16 protein-coding genes and 1 other annotated feature are annotated in these 24394 nt (G+C 36.2%); of the genes, 2 read left to right on the top strand and 14 right to left on the bottom strand.

Features of this window, described 5'->3' with window-relative positions; all coding sequences use genetic code 11:
* Positions 1–27: 27 nt before the first annotated feature.
* Entirely contained in the window at positions 28–1815 is a 1788-nt protein-coding gene (aspS, locus tag AC3EA5_RS04505; protein ID WP_488607248.1) for an aspartate--tRNA ligase, read from the bottom strand.
* Positions 1812–3104: a histidine--tRNA ligase gene (hisS, locus tag AC3EA5_RS04500; protein WP_488607247.1), complete on the bottom strand. Its 1293-nt coding sequence runs from the start codon at positions 3102–3104 to the stop codon at positions 1812–1814. The genes aspS and hisS overlap by 4 nt, the downstream gene beginning before the upstream one ends.
* Before the next feature lie 62 nt (positions 3105–3166).
* Positions 3167–3401 (bottom strand) — a binding site (T-box leader).
* A 614-nt stretch (positions 3402–4015) separates the two neighbouring features.
* Here hisS and AC3EA5_RS04495 point away from each other — a divergent pair.
* The gene (locus AC3EA5_RS04495) at positions 4016–5566 is read left to right on the top strand and encodes an N-acetylmuramoyl-L-alanine amidase family protein (RefSeq protein WP_488607246.1); all 1551 of its coding nucleotides are present in this window, start codon (positions 4016–4018) and stop codon (positions 5564–5566) included.
* A 35-nt stretch (positions 5567–5601) separates the two neighbouring features.
* On the opposite strand, the gene AC3EA5_RS04490 is transcribed toward AC3EA5_RS04495, so the two are convergent.
* From AC3EA5_RS04490 to AC3EA5_RS04465, 6 genes are all read right to left on the bottom strand, one after another.
* Complete coding sequence (locus AC3EA5_RS04490) at positions 5602–6651, bottom strand: LacI family DNA-binding transcriptional regulator (protein ID WP_488607245.1); 1050 nt, start codon at positions 6649–6651, stop codon at positions 5602–5604.
* Positions 6652–6716: 65 nt separating this feature from the next.
* Positions 6717–8390, bottom strand: coding sequence for a glycoside hydrolase family 13 protein (locus AC3EA5_RS04485; RefSeq protein ID WP_488607531.1), 1674 nt, complete (start codon positions 8388–8390; stop codon positions 6717–6719).
* 31 nt (positions 8391–8421) lie between these two features.
* Positions 8422–9948, bottom strand: coding sequence for an alpha-amylase family glycosyl hydrolase (locus AC3EA5_RS04480; RefSeq protein WP_488607244.1), 1527 nt, complete (start codon positions 9946–9948; stop codon positions 8422–8424).
* Positions 9949–9985: 37 nt separating this feature from the next.
* On the bottom strand, positions 9986–10828 hold the full coding sequence (locus AC3EA5_RS04475) for a sugar ABC transporter permease (protein WP_394187642.1): 843 nt from the start codon (positions 10826–10828) through the stop codon (positions 9986–9988).
* Position 10829: 1 nt separating this feature from the next.
* The gene (locus AC3EA5_RS04470) at positions 10830–12113 is read right to left on the bottom strand and encodes a carbohydrate ABC transporter permease (protein ID WP_488607243.1); all 1284 of its coding nucleotides are present in this window, start codon (positions 12111–12113) and stop codon (positions 10830–10832) included.
* A 236-nt stretch (positions 12114–12349) separates the two neighbouring features.
* Positions 12350–13633 (bottom strand): extracellular solute-binding protein, encoded by a 1284-nt coding sequence (locus AC3EA5_RS04465; protein ID WP_488607242.1) that lies wholly within the window; start codon positions 13631–13633, stop codon positions 12350–12352.
* 353 nt (positions 13634–13986) lie between these two features.
* Between AC3EA5_RS04465 and AC3EA5_RS04460 the strand changes: the two genes are divergently transcribed.
* A complete protein-coding gene (locus AC3EA5_RS04460) occupies positions 13987–15753 on the top strand; it encodes a glycoside hydrolase family 13 protein (protein ID WP_488607241.1) in 1767 nt (588 codons plus the stop codon).
* A gap of 94 nt (positions 15754–15847) precedes the next feature.
* On the opposite strand, the gene dtd is transcribed toward AC3EA5_RS04460, so the two are convergent.
* The 6 genes from dtd to secDF form a co-directional block, all read right to left on the bottom strand.
* Positions 15848–16294: a D-aminoacyl-tRNA deacylase gene (gene dtd / locus AC3EA5_RS04455; protein ID WP_488607240.1), complete on the bottom strand. Its 447-nt coding sequence runs from the start codon at positions 16292–16294 to the stop codon at positions 15848–15850.
* An 11-nt stretch (positions 16295–16305) separates the two neighbouring features.
* A complete protein-coding gene (locus tag AC3EA5_RS04450; protein ID WP_488607239.1) occupies positions 16306–18501 on the bottom strand; it encodes a RelA/SpoT family protein in 2196 nt (731 codons plus the stop codon).
* An 89-nt stretch (positions 18502–18590) separates the two neighbouring features.
* Entirely contained in the window at positions 18591–19103 is a 513-nt protein-coding gene (locus tag AC3EA5_RS04445) for an adenine phosphoribosyltransferase (protein ID WP_394187636.1), read from the bottom strand.
* A 12-nt stretch (positions 19104–19115) separates the two neighbouring features.
* Positions 19116–21449, bottom strand: a complete 2334-nt coding sequence (gene recJ, locus AC3EA5_RS04440) for a single-stranded-DNA-specific exonuclease RecJ (protein ID WP_488607238.1) — start codon at positions 21447–21449, stop codon at positions 19116–19118.
* A 166-nt stretch (positions 21450–21615) separates the two neighbouring features.
* Positions 21616–21990, bottom strand: a complete 375-nt coding sequence (locus AC3EA5_RS04435; RefSeq protein WP_394187634.1) for a LapA family protein — start codon at positions 21988–21990, stop codon at positions 21616–21618.
* A 114-nt stretch (positions 21991–22104) separates the two neighbouring features.
* A complete protein-coding gene (gene secDF, locus AC3EA5_RS04430) occupies positions 22105–24375 on the bottom strand; it encodes a protein translocase subunit SecDF (protein WP_488607237.1) in 2271 nt (756 codons plus the stop codon).
* Positions 24376–24394 lie beyond the last annotated feature (19 nt).

Here is a 24394-nt window from a genome sequence, read left to right as displayed (position 1 = left end):
CATGAAATATCTAAAAACTCAATGTATTTACTCTGAATCTTTCGCACTATTCTGAATACTAACCGAAAGACTTAGTTCTTTTAATTGGTCATCAGATACTGCTGAAGGAGCTTTCGTTAAGATATCACTAGCACTCGCAGTTTTAGGAAATGCAATCGTATCTCTTAAGTTTGTACGGCCAGCTAACAACATTACTAAACGATCTAGACCTAGTGCGATTCCACCATGCGGAGGTGTTCCATATTCAAATGCTTCCAATAAGAAACCGAATTGAGCTTTAGCTTCTTCAGGTGTAAATCCTAAAAGACTAAACATTTTTTCTTGAATTTCTCTTTCGTAAATACGTAGAGATCCTCCACCTAATTCATAACCATTTAACACCATATCGTATGCTTGTGCACGAACTTCCATCGGATTTGAATCCATTAACTCAATGTCTTCAACAAATGGCATTGTGAATGGATGATGAGCTGCATAATATCTACCTTCTTGCTCGTCATATTCAAATAATGGCCAGTCGATGATCCATAAAAACTCATATCTGTTCTCATCAATCATGTTTAAGTCTTTTCCTAATTTCGAACGTAAAGCACCAAGAGCATCTGCAACGACAGATTTCTTGTCTGCAACAAACAATAAAAGATCGCCAGGTTCAGCTTGTAATTTCGAAGAAAGATTTACTCCATCTTCTCCCTCAAAGAATTTAGCAATTGGACCTTTTAATCCTTCAGCATCTACTTTCAGCCAAGCAAGCCCTTTTGCTCCGTAGCGTCCAGCGAATTCACCTAAAGCATCAATATCTTTTCGAGAATATTGGTCTGCAGAACCCTTTACATTTATTGCTTTAACTTGACCACCTGATTCGACTGCTCCAGCAAATACTTTAAATGATGATTGAGCTACTAAGTCAGATACATCTTGCAATTCAAGACCAAATCGCACATCCGGTTTATCAGACCCAAATCGATCCATAGCTTCTGTATACTTCATTCGGTTGAATGGAATTTGAATATCGATTCCTTTTACTTGCTTCATAATTTTTTGCATCATACGCTCATTCATTTCCAAAATTTCATCCATAGACATGAAACTCATTTCCATATCAATTTGCGTGAATTCTGGTTGACGGTCTGCACGCAAATCTTCATCACGGAAACAACGAGCAATTTGGTAGTACTTTTCAAAACCTGATACCATTAGCATTTGCTTAAATAATTGAGGTGATTGTGGTAAAGCGTAAAATTCACCTTCATGCACGCGACTTGGAACTAAATAATCTCTAGCGCCTTCAGGTGTAGACTTCGTTAGAATTGGTGTTTCGACTTCTAAGAAGGTCTCTTCATCTAAAAACTGACGAATCGTTTTGGTAACGTCCGAACGCATTTTAAAGGTTTCATACATAACCGGTCGACGCAAATCTAAATATCGGTATTTTAATCGTAAGTCTTCATTTACATCTGATTGGTTTTCAATTGCAAAAGGTGGATTTTTAGCTTCGTTAATAATTGTAAGGTGAGATGCTTGAACTTCAATTTTCCCTGTTTTCATATTAGGATTAATTTGAGCATCTTGACGTGCAACTACTTCACCACTGATTTCAATGACGAATTCACTTCTTAATTTGTCACCTATCGTTAATGCTTCAGGTGAAATTTCTGGATTAATGACAACTTGAACAATACCCGTACGATCACGTAAATCAACAAATATTAAACCACCAAGATCGCGTCTTTTTTGTACCCATCCTTTTAATAATACCTGTTGTCCAATTTCTTTTTCTGCTACTTCTCCACATGGATGTGTACGTTTTATCATGCTAATTCCTCCTGCCAAGATAATTTCAGTTGTTCTACATTTTCAACGATTTCTTCAAACGTCATTTCTTTTTGAGCTCCAGTCGATAAATTCTTCAATGCGACTTTTCCAGTATCAAGTTCTGTATCACCAATAACAACAACGTATTTAGCTTGTAATCGGTCGGCAGATTTCATTTGGGACTTAACTTTACGGTCTAAGAAATCCATTTCAACGGACATGTTATGTTCTCGTAGTTCAGATACGAAAGATAAAGCTTTATCCTTCGCTGAATCTCCCATTGAAACAATGTACATATCAAGTGATTCTTGATTATCAAAACTTTTACCTTCAGCTTCTAGAGCAAGGAACAAACGCTCCATACTCATCGCAAATCCGATACCAGGTGCTTCTGGTCCACCAAGGTCTTCAACAAGACCGTTGTATCGTCCACCGCCAGCAAGTGTCGTAATTGCCCCAAATCCTTCACCTTCGCTCATTATCTCAAAAGCCGTGTGGTTGTAATAATCGAGTCCACGGACTAAATTCGGGTCCACTTCATAACCAATTTTTAAAACCTCTAAATAATGTTTCACTTTTTCAAAATAAGCAGCAGATTCTTCATTTAGATAATCTGGTAATTTTGGAGCGGTATTCATCAGTGGGTTTTCACGATCTCGTTTACAATCTAAAATTCGTAATGGGTTTTTTTCTAATCGATTTTGACAATCCGAACAAAATTCTTGAATATGAGGTTCAAAGTGAGCGATTAATGCATCTCTATGAGCTTGTCGACTTTCTGTATCTCCAAGTGAGTTGATGACTAATTTTACTTTCTTTAATCCTGCTTTTTCATAAACCTTCATTGCTAAAGCCATTACTTCTGCATCAATAGCTGGATCTTTACTGCCAATAGCTTCAATTCCAAATTGTACAAATTGACGATATCTTCCTGCTTGTTGACGTTCATAACGGAACATCGGTCCCATGTAGTAAAGTTTAATTGGTTGATTTGGCAAACCAAATAATTTGTTTTCTACATATGAACGTACTACCGAAGCAGTTCCTTCAGGACGTAAAGTTAAGGAGCGATCTCCTCTATCGGTGAATGTATACATTTCTTTTTGAACGATATCAGTGGTATCACCAACTCCACGAGTAAATAATTCCGTGTGTTCAAAGATTGGCGTGCGAATTTCTTTATATTGATATAATCTACATGTATCTCGAACAAGCTCTTCAAGTGCATGCCATTTAAACATTTCCTCGGGTAAAATATCTTTTGTTCCTCTTGGGACATTAATGGACATTTGTTTGTCTCCTTCCATTTCGCAAATAAAAAAAATAAAAAAGCTCCCGCCCCTTGCATATAGCAAGGGACGAGAGCTTATGTAAGCTTCCGCGGTTCCACCCTAGTTGACACAAAATTTTGTGCCCTCTCATTCCGGATAACGACCGGTTCCGTTTTCACCTACTACCTAAAAAGGTTTCGACGAAAAGCCTATCAAGTGTTGTTCACTGGATGCTTCTGTAGGAAAGATTACAGCCACGTCTTTCCCTCTCTTTACAGCGTTTTAAACAGCTAATTTCTTGGTCATCGGCATGATGTTTGTTTTAAGATTAGTTCTTATCTTAATCACTGTGAAGATGGTTGTCAATCTTTTTTTGATTTGTACCGAATTAACAGGAATCAATTTCATAATTCGTTCACTGGAATGTAGAAATAAACATTTTTCATGTTGTTTATATATAGCCTAGTTCATAGCCTAGTTCGCTCCAGGTGAACGCTTTCCGCGGGCACGACTTCAGCCGCTTCCTTCGCGATGCTCAGTCCAGGGTCTTCAGTTCGTGCTGATTCCGCTGGAGTCGTCCCCTTACGCTTCACAGAACAAATTATTAAAATATGATTTTTAAAGTGGACATTATGAAAATTATTTACTCACACTTTAGGAGAGTCGATTATTTAAAAAGAAAAAAATTAAACCTTTATTTACACCATTCTACATACCTCTTGATGATGTACTTTTTCCACCGACGAAAACACCTGCACATCACTCTTTAATGGAGAAAATTGATAATATGTGAAATATCACTATCCCCTTTATATGTAAATAATATTAATAATTCTTTATTATATATAGTCGAAGTCTGTCTCAAAATGTCAGAAAGTTATAGTCTTTTCCCTCTTCTCTATTTACAATAGATAAAAGGGAGGAATTTCATGAAAAATGTATCTTTATATAAACTATTTTCTTATGCAATCGCACTTATATTAATATGTTCAATTCTTATCCCAACGAACTCTCAAGCAAATGGTGAAGAAGTTATATCTACTGTTTCTTCATTAAATATGCGTTCTGGTCCTGGATTAGCTTATCCAATTATGACTTCTCTTAACAAAGGCGATCGAATGATCGTAACTGATAAACAAGGAGATTGGTTGAAGGTAACAAAAGATCAACATAGTGGATGGGTGGCAGCATGGTATACCAAGAAATCAGAAGCTCAAGAGATAATTAAACAAACAGTGATTTCGAAAGTGGATCGATTGAATGTACGTTCTCAACCTTCTATAAATGCTGCAACGCTCACTCAATTATCTGCAGGTGATCAAGCCTCATTTATCAGTGATCAAGGCGATTGGGTTGAAATTGCCTTTAATCAAGTTAAAGGGTTTGTTTCAAAGGAATACATAACGATTTCTAAGGAATCAAAAGATACTCCTAAGTCAATAGTTGACTCAACTAACGCTTTTCAAGTTTCAGTCGACTTGCTAAATGTTCGGTCAAAACCAGATTTAACATCAAAAAAAGTATCTCAGATAAAAAAAGGCGATCGCTTTAAAATTTTAGAAAAACGCAATAATTGGGTGAACATAGCCCTATCGAACAAAGAGTCTGGATGGGTTTATTCGTTTTACGGTACCTATACAGATTTAGCACCGACAACTACTAAACAAGTTAAAGATAAAGATACTTCTTTAAAAACGGTCACTATTGTTTATAATGGGACGAATTTGAGATCAGATGCATCTACTTCTAGCGAAGTCGTATACAGAGCAAATGCAGGAGAAACATTTTCTACAATTGGACAAACAGGTGATTGGTACGAAGTACAATTAAATGATGGTGAAAAAGCTTTCGTAGCTAATTGGGTTGTTTCATCAAACCAAAAAGGAACAACTTCTGATACAAAAGACAAAAAAGCTCCTAGAAAAAAAGGCACACTTAACGGCTTAACAATTGTTATTGATCCTGGACATGGTGGTAATGACCATGGAACCACTGGTGCAAGAGGAACCGATGAAAAAGGGATTGCTCTCCAAACATCTGAGTTACTAAGTAGTAAATTACGCGCTGCAGGTGCTGATGTAGTTATGACAAGAGATTCCGATGTGTATGTTGATTTACGTAAGCGAGTATCCATTGCTCATCAGTTACCTGCGGATGCATTTATCAGTATTCACTATGATGCAACCGATGATTCATCGATTAATGGATTTACCACGTATTACATGCATGGCTATCAAAAAAACTTAGCAAAAGCAGTACATTCTGGACTTAGTAAAAAAATCTCATTAAGAGATCGCGGTTCACAACCTGGTAATTACTTAGTATTACGTGAGAATCGTCAAGAAGCAATTTTGATTGAATTAGGATTCTTAAGTAACCCGTCTGAAGAACGCTCAGTCTCAACTGATCAATTCAGAGAACAAGCTTCCCTAGGAATTTATAACGGCGTAGTGAATTACTTCGACAGCAAATTAAAATGAAATTCATAAACGCAAAATAAAAAACAGCTCATCCATTATTTCGGAGGAGCTGTTTTTATGTCTATTATTCGACTAGAACATGAAACTCTTTTGATTAATTTGTGAGGGACGATAATACGTCTCACTGGTTCATTTTCGTTACTTAAAAGACGAATTAAACTTCTTGAGGCTTGGTAGCCTAATTCAAAAATATTAATATCAACTGAAGTTAGAGGAGGATTTGATAACTCTGAAAACAACACATTATTAAAACTCAAAATAGATATATCCTCTGGAACAGAAATCTTCATTTCCGTTAATGTATTTAAAACCCCAAGAGCCATTAAATCATCGGCAACTACTAAAGCCGTTGGAGGATTCTTTAAATTCAGCAACTGGCTGATGGCTTCTTGACCACCTTCTCGAAGAAATTCACTGTGAATAATATATTCATCATTGCTTTCAATATTTGCTTCTCTCAGAGCTTTTTCGAATCCTAAAATCCGCTCAATCGTAACGACAAAATTCAAGTCACCGCCAATAAACCCTATTTGTTTATGGCCTAAAGATAATAAATAATTGGTTGCTTCTTTCGAGGCTTTATAATTATCATTATCGACGTACGTAATTTGATCGACATCTTTAAAAGGTTTTCCAATCACAACAAATGGAAACTTTCTTTCCCTCAGATAATTCAACACTTTATCTTCCGTTCTAGAATACAACAAGATGACCCCATCTACTCTTCGTCCTTGAACCATTTGGACAACACCTTCAAAAATTTCATCATCGGTTTTACCCGTGCTAATTTGCAAAGCGTATTGTCTTTCATTGGCTCCATCACTTAAACCACGAAGAACAGTTGGGAAAAAGGGATTTTGAAAGAACACATCTGTTGAGTTTGGCAAAACTAAACCAATGACTCGAGTTGACTGATTAGCTAAACTTCTTGCTATAAAATTCGGGTGATAGCCTAGTTCGTCCATTGCTGCTTTCACTTTTTCTTTGGTCTTATCACTGATTCGCGGATTATTTGCAATAACTCTGGACACCGTAGAAGGAGCAACATCAGCTAATTTAGCTACATCTTTTATCGTAATGGCCAATTGTTATTCCCCTCCCTACGGTTATAAGTTTTATCCAACATGTTTGTTCTATCAGAACCTACAATTTAGTTGTTTTGAGTGAATAAATAAACTCTTGTTTCATATGGTTTTAATACCATACTAGATGTGAAACTATTGTCTTCCTGCTTAACATTACTTAAAAGTAACTGCCCCTGCTTTGTTGTTGTATCGTCAAATGTTACACGCTCTTCTTGATCACTGAAATTACAAATAATCATGGCTTCAGATTCACCTTCAGTACGTGTATAAGCAAAAATACTTGGATGATCTGCTAACAACAATTCGTATTTTCCGTAAACAAGGACTGAATTCGCTTTACGTAATTCAATCATTTTTTTATAAAATGAATAGATAGAATCAGAATCATTAATTTGAGATTCTACGTTAATTTCTTGATAATTTTCATTTGTCATTAACCAAGGTTTACTCGTAGTAAAACCAGCTTCTGAATCCCCATTCCACTGCATTGGTGTGCGTGAATTATCTCGACCCGTTCTCCATACGATTTCCATAATTTCTTCGTGTGGTCTACCTTTAGCTGTTTCTATACGATAATAATTCTTCATGCCTTGATCGTCATAATCATCAATGGAATCATATTGAACATTGGTCATCCCAATTTCTTGCCCTTGATAAATGAAAGGTGTCCCTTGCATGAAGAAGTAACAAGCACCTAACATTTTAGCACTTTCCGACCAATACTGGTCATCATTGCCCCAAGTAGATACACTACGTGGTTGATCATGATTTTCGAAGAATAAGGCATTCCAACCTTTTTCATGAAGCTCAGTTTGCCATTTCGATAATGTATTTTTTAAACCAATGACATCTACAGAGTTATTTGTACCTTTTTCCCATAGTCCAAGGTGTTCGAACTGGAAGACCATATTGAACTTCCCGTTTTCTTCCCCCACCCAATCATCTGCTTGGTGAATTTTCACACCATTGGCTTCTCCAACCGTCATAATATCGTATTTATCAAATGTTTCTACTTTTAACTCTTCTAAAAATTCATGAATGCCTTCTTGATTCATATGCATATCAAACGATGACACATAATCCAAGTTTTCAGGGTTCGGTAAATCTGGCATCCCTGGACGTTTTTTAATATGCGAAATAGCATCAACACGGAAACCATCAATGCCTTTGTCTAGCCACCAATTCACCATGTCGTATAAAGCATGTCTTACTTCTTTGTTTTCCCAATTTAAATCAGGCTGTTTTTCATGGAATAAATGCATATAGTACTGATTTGTGTCGTTGTCTAAAGCCCATGCGCTTCCTGAGAATATACTTTCCCAGTTGTTCGGTTCTTTTCCATCTTTTCCGTCACTCCAAATATACCAATCACGTTTTGGATTGTCTTTTGAGGAACGTGATTCAACAAACCATGGATGCTCATCACTCGTATGATTGATGACTAAGTCTAAGATTACTTTTAAGCCTCTTTTATGTGACTCTTCTAGAAGTACTTCAAAGTCTTCCATCGTCCCGAACTCTTCCATAATATCTTGATAGTCACTAATATCGTAGCCATTATCAGCATTCGGAGACTTAAAGAAAGGACAAATCCATAAAACATCTACACCAAATTCTTTTAAATAATCTAACTTAGATACAATCCCTTGCAAATCACCAATTCCATCACCATTACTATCTTTAAAGCTTCGAGGGTAAATTTGATAACATACTGCTTCTTTCCACCAATATTTCTTCAGTTTAAAAACCTCCAATGAATAAATTGCGATGTCAAACTTTTTTTGTTTTTCTCCAAATAACTAAAGTTAGTAGTATAAAGCCAAACACTCCTACACCAATCAAAATCTTAGTCGAAATTTGCAAACCAGTATGATCTGCCACTAAGTAGATGTCTGCCTTTTCTGCTTTAAGTTCCAAATTAAAAGTTTGATCGCGATCCTTAATTTCAAGTTCATTTAATACGCTAACAAGTTTCTTACTTTCACCAAAATCCGAATCAATTTTAATTGACTGTGTTTCGGTTGTATTGTTGATGGCAATAATCATCGTTTCTTGTTTATGTTGTTTGCTGTAAATTGCAACACCATTCTCTTCATGTAAAAGTTCTAACTTCCCTCTGGTTAATGAAGGATGCACTTTTCTTAATTCCCCAAGTTTAGCAATATAAGAAATGAGCTCGTCATCTCCATCGAACTTCATCATCCGACGATTATCTGGATCTTCTCCTCCATCTAACGCAATCTCAGATCCATAATATACGATTGGAATACCAGGAGCGGTGAATAAATAGGTCATAGCGAGTTTCCAACGAACAACTGGATCTTGCTTGTATTGAAGGATTTCACGAGTGAACCTGGTCATATCATGGTTATCCATAAACGTTCCTAACAATTCAGGGCGATCGTAAAACGCTTGATTTCGATCAAGTGATGCAAAGAGCCAACCTAGACTAGTATTTGGCTTAGAAAAAGAAGTTCGAAGGTGTTCGTTTTGTGGGAAATCGACAAAACCATCAATCCCTGTATCTTGATACGCTGCCACTACACGTAAATCATTATGCCAAACTTCACCTAATAAATAAAAATCTTCTTTGACTGATTTTACTTCACTGGCAAATTCCGTCCAAAATTCTTTTGGTACATGCTTTACCGTATCTAAACGGTATCCATCAACATCCGTTTCTTCAATCCACCACTTCGCTGCGTCAAATAAATACGTTCGCGTTTCTGGATTTTCAGTGTTCAAATCGGGCAAATCGAATAGCCAATTGTTTTCAACTTCCTCTTGGTTATCCCAATTCGTGATTGGCTGCTTATCGTGAAACCACGATTTTTTCGCCTCTTCATTAACCCATGGATGATTAGGTCCAACATGATTTACGACAAAGTCTAATATCACTTTAATATCTCGATCATGAGCTTCTTTTACCAGTGTCTTGAATTCTTCTAAAGTTCCAAAATGTTCTTCTGTTTTATAGAAATCCTGAATCCAATAACCATGGTAACCATTCGCTTCATTATCAAACACTGGCGTTAGCCAAATGGATGTGAAGCCCATTTCTTTTATGTAATCTAACTTGTCAGTGATTCCTTTAAAATCACCACCATTGTATGATTTTGAATCAATTGGGTTTACTTCAAAATCATTATTCGTATCACCATTATTAAATCGATCGACCATTATGAAATAGATACTTTCATCTTGCCAATTACGTTCTTCTTTTTCAATGGCATCAACTGGCAATGCAAAAAAAAGAAGAAACGGAATAATAATGAGGTTTTTGAATCTTTTTCTCATTTCCCGTTCCCTCCATATCAACAAATCATTTTAATTATTACCCTTTCGTTCCACCTGCAGTTAAGCCAGAAACGAAATACTTTTGGAACATTAAGAACAACAATGCAATCGGAATAGCTACTAATACAGCACCAGCCGCAAATTTAGTGAATTCATTTCCAAATTGCTTAGCTACTAGTTCATACAAGCCGACAGCAAGAGTGAAATTCTTTTCAGAACGAAGCAGAATTCGAGCTAATATGAAATCACCTAGTGGAGCAATGAATGAAAACAATGCTACTACTGCAAGAATTGGTTTTGCTAAAGGCATCACAATTTGGAAGAAAATCCGGAAGTGACCTGCTCCATCCATTTTCGCTGATTCATCCAACTCTTTTGGAATGGTATCCAAGTACCCCTTCATTAACCAAGTGTTCATTGGAATTTGTCCGCCTACGTAAACTAAAATCAAACCAATATGTGTATCTAATAAACCAGTACGATTTGCTAATACAAATATCGCAATTAAAGCTGCAAAGTTTGGAATCATTTGTAGGATCAAGAATGTCATTAAGCCATTTTTACGTCCAATGAAGCGATATCGTGAAAAGGCATACGCAGTAAATGCTACAGAAATGACTGAAAGAATCATAGTTGTGATACTGATTTTCATTGAATTCCAATACCATAAAAGATAATTTGACTTCTCTAAATCAAATAAGAATTGATAATGAATCAGAGTAGGATTTTCAGGAAACATTTTTGAACCAGACAAACTTTGACCTGGATTTAGAGATGATCCAATAACCCATAAAAGTGGATAAACCACGATGAAAATCATTGCTAATATAACAATATAAGAAAGTGTGAGTCGGATAATTTTGTTTTGTTTATTGCTCATGTTACATCATATCCTCCTCTTGGAAAGATTTCGTGCGTTTAAACTGCCATAGTGCAACAGTAATTACAATTAAAGAAAGGATCATGGTAACAGCTGCAGCCTTACCATATTGAGCACTCGTCATCGTGAGTCGGTAAATCCAAGAGATAAGTATATCCGTTCCTCCTGCATTTTGGCTCGGAAGTGCGGGTCCTCCTCCATTAAAGAGGAAGATAACATTAAAGTTATTAAAGTTAAATGTATACTGTGTTATCAATATTGGTGCAGTCGCAAACAATACTAAAGGCAACGTAATGTTAAAGAATTTCTGCATGATTGTAGCCCCATCAACTGTTGCTGCTTCATAAAGTTCTTCTGGAATTGATTGAAGAACACCGGTTGTCATGGCAAAAATGAACGGGAATCCTAACCATGTTTGAATCATGATTAAAGCAAATCGAGTCCACACTTCATTGGTCATCCAAGGTTGAGGTTCCATTCCTAAAAACGGAAGCAATGTCTTATTTATTACCCCAAAGGATTCATTAAACATTCCTGAGAATATCAAAATGGTAATGAATGATGGGACTGCCCAAGGTAAGATCATCATTGTTCGTATGATGGCTTTCCCTTTTAAATCTTTTTGGTTTACCAGAATAGCTAAGAAAATTCCTAAAGCTACTTGTAAAGTAGTTGCACCAAATGTCCAAACAATCGTCCACGCAAGTACTGCGAAGAACGTAGTTCTCCATATATCCAATTTGAAAGTATCAATGAAGTTTTGGAAACCTACCCAGTCAACTAACTTGGCTGGCGGCGAATGATATAAATCATAGTTTGTAAATGCTAGTAAAAGAACGAAAAGGATTGGGAAAATAACGACAAAAATTAATAAGAAGAATCCTGGTGTAATCATTAGATACGGGAAACCATTATCAATTAAATTGTGATACTGCTGACGAACTGAATTTAATTCGAGTCCTGCATCACGTTTCTTACCATTATTTCGAGCATCATAAATATTAAGTGCAAAAATTCCTAAGCCCATAATCGTAATAATCAATGCAATGATTCCATCGATTAATAAAAACACAGAATGATCAAGTCTAGGGATTTCACCTAGAGTGAATAGTCCCCAAAATCCTACTGGTAGGACATCGTAAAAAGTAAAAGCAAACGACATCGCTAAAATAAGGAAAATGAATCCTTTTACAAACTGTTTATTATAAAACTGCCCAAATCCAGGAATAATGGAAAGTAGTGCAGCATTTCTTCCATGATTAGTGATCTTTTTTGTTTCTTCCATAGGTTCTCTGCCTCCCCTTTCATAATAGGAGAAAGTATTTGTTCAGGTACTACCGTACCATTATTCAATGCAATAAACATTAAGTTTTTAAAAGTTTAAGCTTTTATTAATAAGAAATGATACAAAATCTAACGGTATGTATTTCATACAGATTATGTTAATAAAACTTTGTTAATAAAAGGATGGGCAATACCTTCAAAAAGAAGATACCGCCCGACACTTTTTTCACCTGCTTATTATTTAGCTGGGTGATTTGTTTCGATATTTGTTTGAATCGATTTAACCGCTTCATCTAAAGCAGCTTGTGGTTCAGCTTTCCCTGTTGCTAAAGTTTGAAGTGCTGAAGCCATTGGGCCCCAAACTTCTCCCATTTCTGGGATATTAGGCATTGGAACTGCATCTTGTGATTGAAGAGCAACTGCTTTAGCGCCTTCATTGTCAGCAATAATTGGATCTTCAACTAACGCAACGTTAGCTGGGATTTCAGCTACTGCTTCAAAACGAGCTTTAGAGTTTTCGTCATTTGATAAATGTTCGATTAACTTAGTTGCCCAGTAAGGGTTTTCAGAGAACTCAGTTACGTGCCATCCTTTAACACCCATGAATGTCTTAACTGGATCACCATTTGGAAGTGTTGGCATTGGTGCTACACCAATATCAATACCAGCATCGCGCATACCTTGAAAAGCCCATGGTCCGTTCATAACTGCAGCAACTTTGCCTTCGTTAAATAAACCGTCCATTGCAGCTCCGCCACTTTCACCAATGATACCTTTAGGGAATAATCCTTCAGAGTACCATTTTTGAATGTAAGCAGCACCTTCAACAGCGCCTTCGTTGTTTAAGCCTAAATCATCACGATCTAAACCATCAGCTGTTTCATTGAATACATATCCACCCATACCAGCTAGTGGACCGTGAGCGAAGTAGAAGTTATCCCATAATGCTAGGAAACCATAGTTTTCACCTTTAGTGAAATCTTTAGAGAATGCATATAACTCATCCATCGTTTTTGGTGCTTCTTCCATTAATGCTTTGTTATAGATCAAAACTGGAGTTTCAGTAGCTTTTGGAAGACCGTAAAGTTTTCCATCATACATTTGAGCAGTGATTGAAGACTCACTGTATGTTTTTAATACTGAATCTTCAACTTCGATTTCACGAATAAGACCTTCAGTAACTACTTGACCGATTTGGTCATGTGGAAGTGTTACAACGTCCGGAGCGTTTCCAGCAGGACCATCTAAACGTAATTGGTCACGAATTTTGTCTGCCATGTTTAATTCTTGGAATTCAACTGTAATACCGTATTCTTCTTCAAAAGAAGCGATAGCAGCTGGTAACCAATCTTTAGACTTGTCAACATCTTCCCAAATCACTAATTTCTCAGGTTTTGGCTCTTCAGATGCAGTACCATTGTCGCCGTCTTTAGTATCCGTACCTTCTTCGCGGTCTGGAGCACAAGCTGCAACAACGCCCAATAAAAGAATAAGCATCATTAATAATAGACTCTTTTTCATCATGACCCTCCTACACTCTATTTATATTTTTTTGGATTTATACAACCGGTTGCACAAAAAGAAATTGACACAAAACTACTAGTCAAAATTAGGTTTAAATCTTTAAGGAAGACAAAACTTATAATGTGAAAGCGGTTGCACAAATGTAATTTTAATTATAAAGATTAATTTATTTATTACAACAATTATTTTTATATTGAATGGATCCTTTTTCTAGTTTTATACAATTCACTGCTAGTCGCCCCTATCTTTAATTCTTTTAGAATGATTGTATTCAAATGTTCAATTTGTTATTCTGTATCAAAGTTTGATTGAAAAGGTGCACTGCACTAATAGATAAGGAAGTGTCACATATGGAGAAAGCCGCTATTTTTCACCGTCCTGGAATGAATTTTTCATTTTTGGTGGATGAATCTACTTTAGGTATACGCATTCGAACAAAGAAAAATGATGTTGAAGAGATTGTTTTAATACATGGAGATCCCTATATTTGGGAAGAAGGAAAATGGGTAGTAGATAAAACAGATATGTACCTAAGTGCTAGTGATTCTATTTTTGATTATTGGGAATGCAAAATCACTCCTCCTCACCGAAGAATTCGCTATGGTTTTGAATTAAAAAACCAACATGAATCGTATTTATATACTGAAAAAGGATTTTTCCCTGAAGTCCTTTACGATTGTGACTATTATTTTTGCTTTCCTTATGTCCATGCATCTGAATTATTTGATGCACCTACATGGGTAAAAGATACAACTTGGTATCAAATTTTTCCGGATCGGTTCAACAATGGTAATCCTTCGATAAATCCCTCAGACACTCTAGGTTGGGGTGAAGCAGAACCTTCACCTTCGAACTTTTTCGGCGGAGATTTTGAAGGAGTTTTGCAAAAACTTGATTACTTAGTAGATCTAGGGATTAACGGAATTTATTTTACACCTATATTTAAAGCAAAATCGAATCATAAATATGATACAAGTGAATACTTTGAAATCGACCCGCAGTTTGGAACAAAAGAAGATTTAAAGCGATTAGTAAATGCCTGTCATCAACGTGGGATTAAAATCATGTTGGACGCTGTCTTCAATCATAGTGGATATTTTTTCGAACCATTTCAAGACGTTTTAAAGAACGGTGCACAATCACCTTATGTGGATTGGTTTTATCCACATGACCTTCCTTTACAAGGTGGGGATCGACCAAATTACGAAACATTCGCTTTTGTCGAATCTATGCCGAAGTTAAATACTCAGAATTTGGATGTCAAAAAATATTTACTTGATGTAGCTACTTATTGGATCAGAGAGTTTGACATTGATGGATGGCGTTTAGATGTCGCGAATGAAGTAGATCATCAATTTTGGAGAGAGTTCCGAACAGCAGTACGAACAGAAAAATCCGACCTTTATATTTTAGGAGAAGTTTGGCATGACTCTATGCCATGGTTATTAGGAGATCAGTTTGACGCTGTAATGAATTATCCGTTTACGAGCAACGTTCAAAAGCTTTTAGCTTCTCAAACCATTACTTCACAAGAATTTATGGATTCAATGACTACCGTAATACAAAGTTATCCGGAGAGAGTACTAGATACAACATTTAATCTTGTAGGAAGTCATGATACTTCTCGTATCTTAACTGAATGTCAAGAAGATAGCAGACGGGTTAAATTGATATACACCCTTTTATATACGTTTATGGGTTCCCCTTGTATGTATTATGGAGATGAGATTGGCATGACCGGTGGTAAGGATCCAGGTTGTCGAAAGTGTATGGAATGGGATACTACTAAGCAAGATTTAGATTTGTTCAATCACGTCAAAAAATTAATTGCTTTAAGAAGTTCCGAAAAATTATTAGCAAATGAAGGAACTTTCCAGTTCCTTAATCATAAATTGACTAAATTAGTCGTTTACCGTAAATATACTTCCACTAAAAATGTTGTGGTTTTAATAAATCCAACCAGCGAGTCAGAGTCGTATATTTTACCGTTCAATATTGAGAATCAGGAAGTTAGTGATGTATGGAACAATTCAACAGTACAAATGTCTGAATCTAAGGAAATCACGATAGAGCCTTACGGATTTAGTATTCTTTCGTTTAAAGGTCAGCTTATTTAACTTTCACTTTGCAATGAACTTTCATGTTTCGAAGCTAATAAAAAACCTCTACCAATCATCTGATAAACAATCAGGTATGGTAGAGGTTCTTTTTTTATTTAGCTGGTGATTCTACAATTAAAGTGACAGGTCCATCATTGACTAAAGAAACATTCATCATAGCGCCAAATACACCTGTTTCAACTTGAACGCCTTTTGAACGTAATTCTTCGTTAAACATTTCATAAAGTGGTTGTGCATAATCTGGTTTAGCTGCCAGAGAAAAACTTGGCCTTCTACCCTTTTTCGTATCTCCGTATAGAGTGAATTGGGATACCGACAAAATTGAACCACCTTTTTCTAGAATGGAGTGGTTCATCTTCCCTTCTTCATCTTCAAACAATCTGAGATTAACGACCTTGTCAGCTACATATTTTGCATCAGCTTCCGTATCTTCGTGAGTTATTCCCACTAGTAATACGAATCCATGATTTATTTGACCAGTGATTGCACCGTCAACTTCCACTTTTGCCTCTAGACTTCTTTGCAAGATGACTCTCATACGTTAAAACCTCAATTCGTCATACGTTGTACAGAATAAATATCTGGGATTGCCTTAATACGTTCAACTATTTTGTGTAAATGCGCAATATTTGTAATCATAATCGTCATATTGATCGTAGCAATTTTATCTTTATCTGCTTTCCCACTTACAGCGACTATATTTGTTTTTGCTTCATTTACAACTTGCATAACTTCGTTTAATAAACCTGGTCGATCAAAAGCGGATACTTCAATATCTACTTGATATTCCTTACGGCCGATTGTTAGTTCTTGTTCCCATTCGACATCAATAATACGTTCATTGGAATGTTCATCTTGAACATTGGGACAATCTCCACGGTGAACAGAAACACCACGACCTTTTGTAATGAAACCAACAATTTCATCGCCTGGTACTGGACTACAGCATCTTGAAAGACGAATGAGTAAATTATCAATTCCTTTAACAACTACTCCTGAGTCAGTCGACTTTCGAATAGTAGGAGATTTCATTTCTTGCGTGATTTTTTCAAGAGCTACTTCTTGATCGCGAATTTTGCGCATTTTTTCAGCTAATCGATTAACCACTTGTTGAGCAGTAATTCCATTAAATCCGACCGCAGAAAATAAGTCATCTTCACTCGTAAAGTTGAATTTTTCACAAACACGCTTAATATTTTCGTTCGATAGCACTTCTTTAATATCAAAATCCTGGGATTTTATTTCTTTTTCAATCATCTCGCGGCCTTTATGAACATTTTCCTCTCGCAGTTGCTTTTTGAAGAACTGCTTAATTTTATGTTTTGCTTGCGAGCTCTGAGCGATTTTCAGCCAGTCTCGACTTGGTCCAAATGATTGTTTCGATGTTAAAATTTCAATGATATCGCCTGTATTTAACTTGGTATCAAGAGGAACCATTTTCCCGTTTAGTTTGGCTCCTATGGTTTTATTTCCAATTTCAGAGTGAACTCGGTAAGCAAAATCAATTGGAACTGAACCTGCAGGTAATTCCATTACATCCCCTTTTGGAGAGAAGACGTACACCATATCAGAAAATAAATCGAACTTTAAGGATTCCATGAATTCTTCAGCATTAGAAGATTCATTTTGAAATTCTAAAATTTCACGGAACCATGTTAATTTAGAATCTACTGATTTACTATTAACATCTATTGTTTTTCCTTCTTTATAAGCCCAATGAGCTGCAACCCCGTATTCCGCGATGCGATGCATTTCTTCTGTACGAATTTGCACTTCTAATGGATCTCCTTGAGGTCCAATAACAGTAGTGTGTAAGGATTGATAAAGATTTTGCTTTGGCATAGCGATATAATCTTTGAATCTGCCTGGCATCGGCTTCCACAACGTATGAATAATACCAAGCACTGCATAACAGTCTTTTATACTTTCGACCGTGATACGAACAGCCAAAAGATCATAAATCTCATTAAATTGTTTGTTTTGAATAACCATTTTTTTATAAATACTATAAATGTGTTTTGGACGACCATATAAATCCGCTTCAATTTCCACGTCAGATAATTGATCTTTAATATCTTCCATTACATCATTTAAATATTCTTCACGTTCGTTACGTTTGCGTTTCATAAGATTGACAATGCGATAATATTGTTGTGGATTTAAATAACGCAATGAAATATCTTCTAGCTCCCATTTAATTGTCGAGATACCAAGACGGTGTGCAAGTGGAGCAAAAATTTCAAGTGTTTCGCTCGCTTTAATTCGTTGTTTTTCCACCGGCTGGAATTTTAGCGTTCTCATATTATGTAAACGGTCTGCGAGCTTAATTAAAATCACACGAATGTCTTGTGCCATTGCGACAAACATTTTGCGATGATTTTCAGCTTGCTGTTCTTCCTTGGACATGTATTTAATTTTACTTAGTTTCGTTACACCTTCAACCAGCATGGCTACTTCTTCATTAAATTCATGAACAATGACTTCGCGCGTCACTTCCGTATCTTCTACGACATCATGTAAAAAACCTGCAGCAACTGTTGCAGGGTCCATTTGTAGTTGAGCTAATATACCGGCAACTTGAATCGGATGAATGATATAAGGTTCACCAGATTTTCTAAATTGCTCACGATGGGCATACTCAGCCATCTTATAAGATTTTTTGACAAATTCTACGTTATTGTCATTCATATACGTAGCGACAATTGCGAAAACTTCTTCAGCTGTCATTACTTGGTCTTTCGCCATGTCGACTCACCTGACTCCATTCGTTTTTAAAAATGTATATATAATCACTATTGTATAAAAAAAAAGGAGGACTTGTAAAGTCCGTCCTCTTAGTATTGCATTAATGTACAAATATCATAACCTTTTAGCTTCTCACGACCATCTAAATAAGTTAATTCTATTAAGAATGCACAACCTGCTACAATTCCACCCATTTGTTCAATCATTTTGATCGTCGCTTCAACAGTTCCTCCTGTTGCTAATAAATCATCGACGATTAAGACACGTTGACCAGGCTTAATTGAGTCTTTGTGCATCGTAAGAACGTTAGTACCGTACTCAAGGTCATATTCTTCACGAATAACTTCTCTTGGCAGTTTTCCTTCTTTTCGAACTGGGGCAAACCCAAGTTCCATGGCATATGCAACTGGACATCCAATGATAAACCCACGAGCTTCAGGTCCTGCAATCATATCTGCATCTATTGTTTTTGCATATTTTACAATTTGATCGGTTGCATATTTATATGCTTTCCCGTTATCCATAATTGTAGAGATATCTTTAAATCGAATGCCCTTTTTTGGCCAATCTTCTACTATTGTTACATATTGCTTTAAATCCATCATTGCTCCTCCTCAGGAAACTGTCTGTTTGACGAGTCTCGAGTCAAACCACTGTTTCAACTCCATATAAGGCGCATATAACAACTTTTGTTCAAGCTCTATTTGTGCTGCGCGTGATTGGTATGCTACAGATTCAACAAGATCTCGTTTCACTTGACCTTCAAGTATGTCAATTCGTCCATTGTCTATTCTAACAAATCCAAGTTCAAAAAACACCTGTGCCATAAAAAATAATGTTTCTTGACTCCAGCCTTTATGTTTGGCCAATTCTTCAGCATGTATTTGTAAGTCAAAAGATTTACGTTTAAGTAAGAATCCGTAAAACCACTTAAAGTGATCTCGATTTGGTATTCCTTCGAAGTATTTCGATTCGGGAACGTAAAAATGAGCGTAAATTCTTTTTGGTTCGAGCTTTCTTAGAACCTTTTCGAGAAGCTGTTCATCAATCGGAATATCTAATAAAGCAATGTACGGTTTTTGTTCCGTAAATAAAGTATCTTCTTTCACATGGAGAATAGGTTGGTTTAGAACCGTTTCAAAATGCTTAATTGTTTTTTGATCAAATGCTATGAATAAAGTTTCCTCTTTTTGAATTAAGTGAATCCACCTATTCGTTTGTCTAATCCCTCGAATGTCAAAAAGCTGCCAATCTTTTGTTTGTACATCATTTATCATAAATTGTGGCTTTTTTCGTCCATTCCATTCATTAATTTGTAAATCGCCTACAAATGAAACACGAACGCCAGAAGTTAACTCATCCACTAAGTGACCTTGACCAAAACCAACTGCATCCAAAATCGTTGAATCATCCTCAATTTCTAATTTCACATGATTTTGGTTAGCCCCAATTTTTCGCATCGAAGCCACATTTACATCTTCAATGCAATATACGGGTTTCGGGAAGTCCATTCCAAATGGGCCTAACTCTTTTAAAGCCTCGATTGAATCAATATCAATTTCATCCATTTTAAGCTTAATATCAATTTTTTGAATAGGAATTAAATCTTCTTCAGTTAAAATCTCTTCACCCTGTTTGTTCAATCTTTGTCGCAGTTCATTTACTTGATCAAAAGCAAGAGTCATACCCGCTGCCATTGGATGACCACCAAAATGTGGAAGGATATCACGATTTTTAGCAAGTTCATCGTATAAATGAAAACCTTCTATGCTTCTAGCAGACCCTTTTGCGATTCCTTTTTCAGAATCAAGCCCAAGTACTAGAGTCGGTCTATAATATTTTTCAACTAATTTTGAAGCGACGATTCCGACAACTCCCGGATTCCACCCTTCTTTCGCAACCACTATTACGTGAGGGTTTAGTCCGATTTCTCCTGATTCAACCAATGCAATAGCTTCCTCCGTCATTTTACTTACGATACTTTGACGTTCTTTATTATAAGCATCCAGTTCTTTTGCAATCGATTGAGCATCTGCTGAATTAGTTGCTAAAAACAAATCTACTCCAGGACCAGCATCAGCCAATCTTCCAAGAGCATTTATTCGGGGGCCGAACATAAACCCAATTGTTTCTTCCGTTATGTTTTGCTGTTCAATTCCAGAAATTTGACATAATGCTTGTATTGCAGGTCTGACTGATTTACGCATGTGATGAAGACCTTGTTTCACAAAATATCTGTTCTCATTCTTTAAAGGAACTAAGTCAGCAACCGTTCCAATCGCCACTAATTCAAATAACTCATTAGGGACAGATCCTAATAGTGCGTGTGCCAATTTAAAGGCAACTCCAACTCCAGCTAATTCGCCGAATGGATAATTCCCTTTAGGATGTCTTGGATGAATGATCGCATCAGCTGGAGGAAGTATGTCTCCAGGTTCATGGTGATCCGTAATAATGACATCCATACCTAGTTCTTTTGCTAATTTTATTTCTTCAATTCCTGAGATTCCATTATCAACAGTAATAATCAAATCGATCCCATCATCGTAAGCTTGTTTAAAAAGACGCTCACTTGGACCATAGCCATCAGTAAAACGATTTGGTATAGCAAATGCTACATTTGCATCTAAAGATTGGAGTACGCTCATCATAACGCTTGTACTCGTCACACCATCTGCATCGTAATCTCCATAAATAAGAATATTTTCTTCATGGTCAATTGCAGATTTAATACGTTTCACCGCTACGTCCATGTCATGTAACAAAAAAGGGTCATGCATGGTGCTCTCATCCATTTTTAAAAACGAACGTGTTTTTTCAATATTTGAATATCCACGAGAAGCCAATAATTTTGCAGAAACTGTGGGTATATTTAATTCTTTTTTAAGTAATTCAACGATCGTTGGATCAGTATCTTCGATCTGCCATCTTTTCTTGGAGTCTAGCATTCTCTTCACATCCTCAAGTCACCATTATACAGAAAAATAATAATAAAAGAGCAATTAAGCGTCTGAACATGTGAAAGACTTTTGTTGAGTACTATCAATCATGCAACATAACTTTTACATAGTAAAACCAACAAACAGGTTTGTTTGTTGGTCAATTTAACGTTTATTAGATTGTTGTATTTTGATCTGCTGCTGGTTTTGAGTCTTGGTAACCAACTGGTTCTGCGTCTTGATAACGCACAGGTTCATTTTTTTGCAACGTACTAATTTCATTTTGTTGTGTGGCAATTAATGATTCCTTTGATGTTACTTCTTTTTCTAAGTGCTTCACTCTTCTTTGGAGAACGAATGAACGGAAAATAGCAACTGAACCACTAAGAAGCGCTCCTAAAAGTGCTGATCCTAAAATCACTAAAATTAAAGGCCACTCTGCATTCCCAAATACATAATTTACTGGGACTGTTTCAACATTTACAACGGCAAATACGGCAATAATTACGGCAAAAATTAGTCCAATTAATAATGACCATTGAAATTTCATTTTCTCACATCCCCTTCTTTAACATAGTATACAACTTAAGCCACAAAAAATGGAACAATGTATAGTTCCCTATACCCTGTCCCATCTTTTATTAATCAAATTGACATGTGAATGTTAAACAACAGGCTCATCTGAACCCCATTTTTTCTCTTCTGCTTCTACATCAATTGTACCTACTTTTTTCAGTTCACGTTTCTTTAATACAAACCACAACTGTGCAGCGATAAAGATTGATGAATAGGTACCTGCAATTAATCCTATTAATAATGCTAAGGAGAAATTTCGGATTGAATCTGCACCAAAGATTAATAGAGCAGTTACAACGATTACTACGGTTAATACTGTATTAACCGATCGTCCAAGAGTCTGGCGTAAAGATTTATTAACAATCAATGCCAAATCTTCTTCACTTTCAACTTTTCTTGAACGTTTCATATTTTCACGAATACGGTCAAAAGTAACAATTGTATCGTTAATAGAATATCCGACAATCGTTAAGATTGCGGCGATAAATGTAATATCCACTTCTATACGGAATACACTAAAGATTGCAATCATGAAGAACGCATCATGCATCAGGGAAACAATTGCTGCAACACCCATTCTCCATTCAAATCGAATAGCCGTGTAAATGATTATTCCAATAGCAGCGATTAATAATGCATAGAATGCATTTTTTGCTAGTTCTTCTCCAACGGTTGGAGATACTGTGCTAATATTTGGCTCTGCACCATACTCATCGGAAATGGTACGTTTCATATTATTAATTTCTTCTTGACCGAAATCATCTTTGTATCGAATGACACCGATTTCTTTATTATCACCAGAAATGACAATATCTTCGGCAGGGTAATCAATTGATTCTAAGTAAGTTGATAATTCATCTTTCGTTAATGAATCTTCAGATAAAATCTCTACTCGGGTACCACTTGAGAAGTCAATCCCTAAATTCAGTTTGAAAACACCCAGTAAAATTGCACCAATTGCAATGAATACTATAGAAGCAGTAAAGAATTTTTTACGTGCTTTTACGAAATCAAATCGGTCGAATTTCGTTGGCAAATCGAGTGTATCAAACTCTTCTTCAATTGGATGAATTGATGATTTATTGACACCAAATAACCATGGTTTTCCGTCAAACATTCCGCTATTTACAAGCAGTCCTAATAATAATCGAGAACCCCAAACAGCTGTTATGAAGCTAGCTAGAATACTGATGATTAGCATTAAGGCAAACCCTTTAACTGAGCTTGTACCAAAATAGAATAATACTGCAGCTGCAATTAAAGATGTAATATTGGCATCAAATATAGCTGAGAACGACGAGCTAGCACCTGTTTTAAATGATGCTTTAACTGATTTCCCGACTCTTAATTCTTCCTTAATTCGTTCATAAGTTATGATGTTAGCATCTACTGCCATACCTACCCCTAGAACGATAGCGGCTATACCTGGCAAAGTTAAGACACCGTTAATTAAGTCAAATACTAGAAGAATTAAGAAAACATAAACTGATAAAGTAATCATTGCAACTAATCCAGGCAGTCGATAATACATGACCATAAATAGGAATACGATCGCGATACCAATAATTCCTGCTGTAACAGTTGATTTCAATGCTTGTTCACCAAACTGTGCACCTACAGAGGTTGAGAATATTTCTTCAAGTTTAACTGGTAATGACCCAGCATTTAAAACACCCGCTAAATCTTTCGTTTCATCCACTGTAAATGAACCTGAAATTTGGACACTGTTAGAGTTGATTCTTTCATCAACTGTAGGACTTGAAACGAATTTCGGATCTTCTTTCGCCATTTCTGCGCTGAATGAATCCACACCTTCTTCAAAGTCCAACCAAATTACGAGTAAATTAGTGCCTAGTGGTTTTTGACTAATTTCTTGTGTAACATCAGCAAACTTGGATGGATCTTTTAATTCAAGTGTAACCATTGGGCGTCCTTGCTCATCAAAAGTTGCTTTTGCGCCACCCTCTTTTAAATCAGAGCCATCTAACATCAAATTGTCATCCACATCACGGAATGTTAAATTCGCTTGAGTAGATAGTAATTCACGAGCAGACTCTTGATCTTCAACGCCTGCAAGTTGCACACGTATACGATCTTCACCTTCTACTTGAATAACAGGTTCACTAACTCCTAAAACGTTTACACGATTTAAAAGAGCAGTAGCCGTATCCGCTAAAATCTCTTCTGAAATATCTTCGCCATCTTTTAAGGATTGAACTTCATATAAAACTTCGAATCCACCTTGTAAATCTAAGCCTAACTTAATATTGTTTAATACTCCTTGAGCTGTTGTACTGATGGAAGCCGCAAATACTACGATGAGTAATAAAAATGCGATAATCCGGCCTCTAGTTTTCATATGTAAACTTCCTCCTCAA

The sequence above is a fragment of the Paenisporosarcina sp. genome (assembly GCF_057785155.1).
The sequence above is the reverse complement of the archived record's forward strand: the minus strand, read 5'-3'. Positions and strand labels throughout refer to the sequence as shown.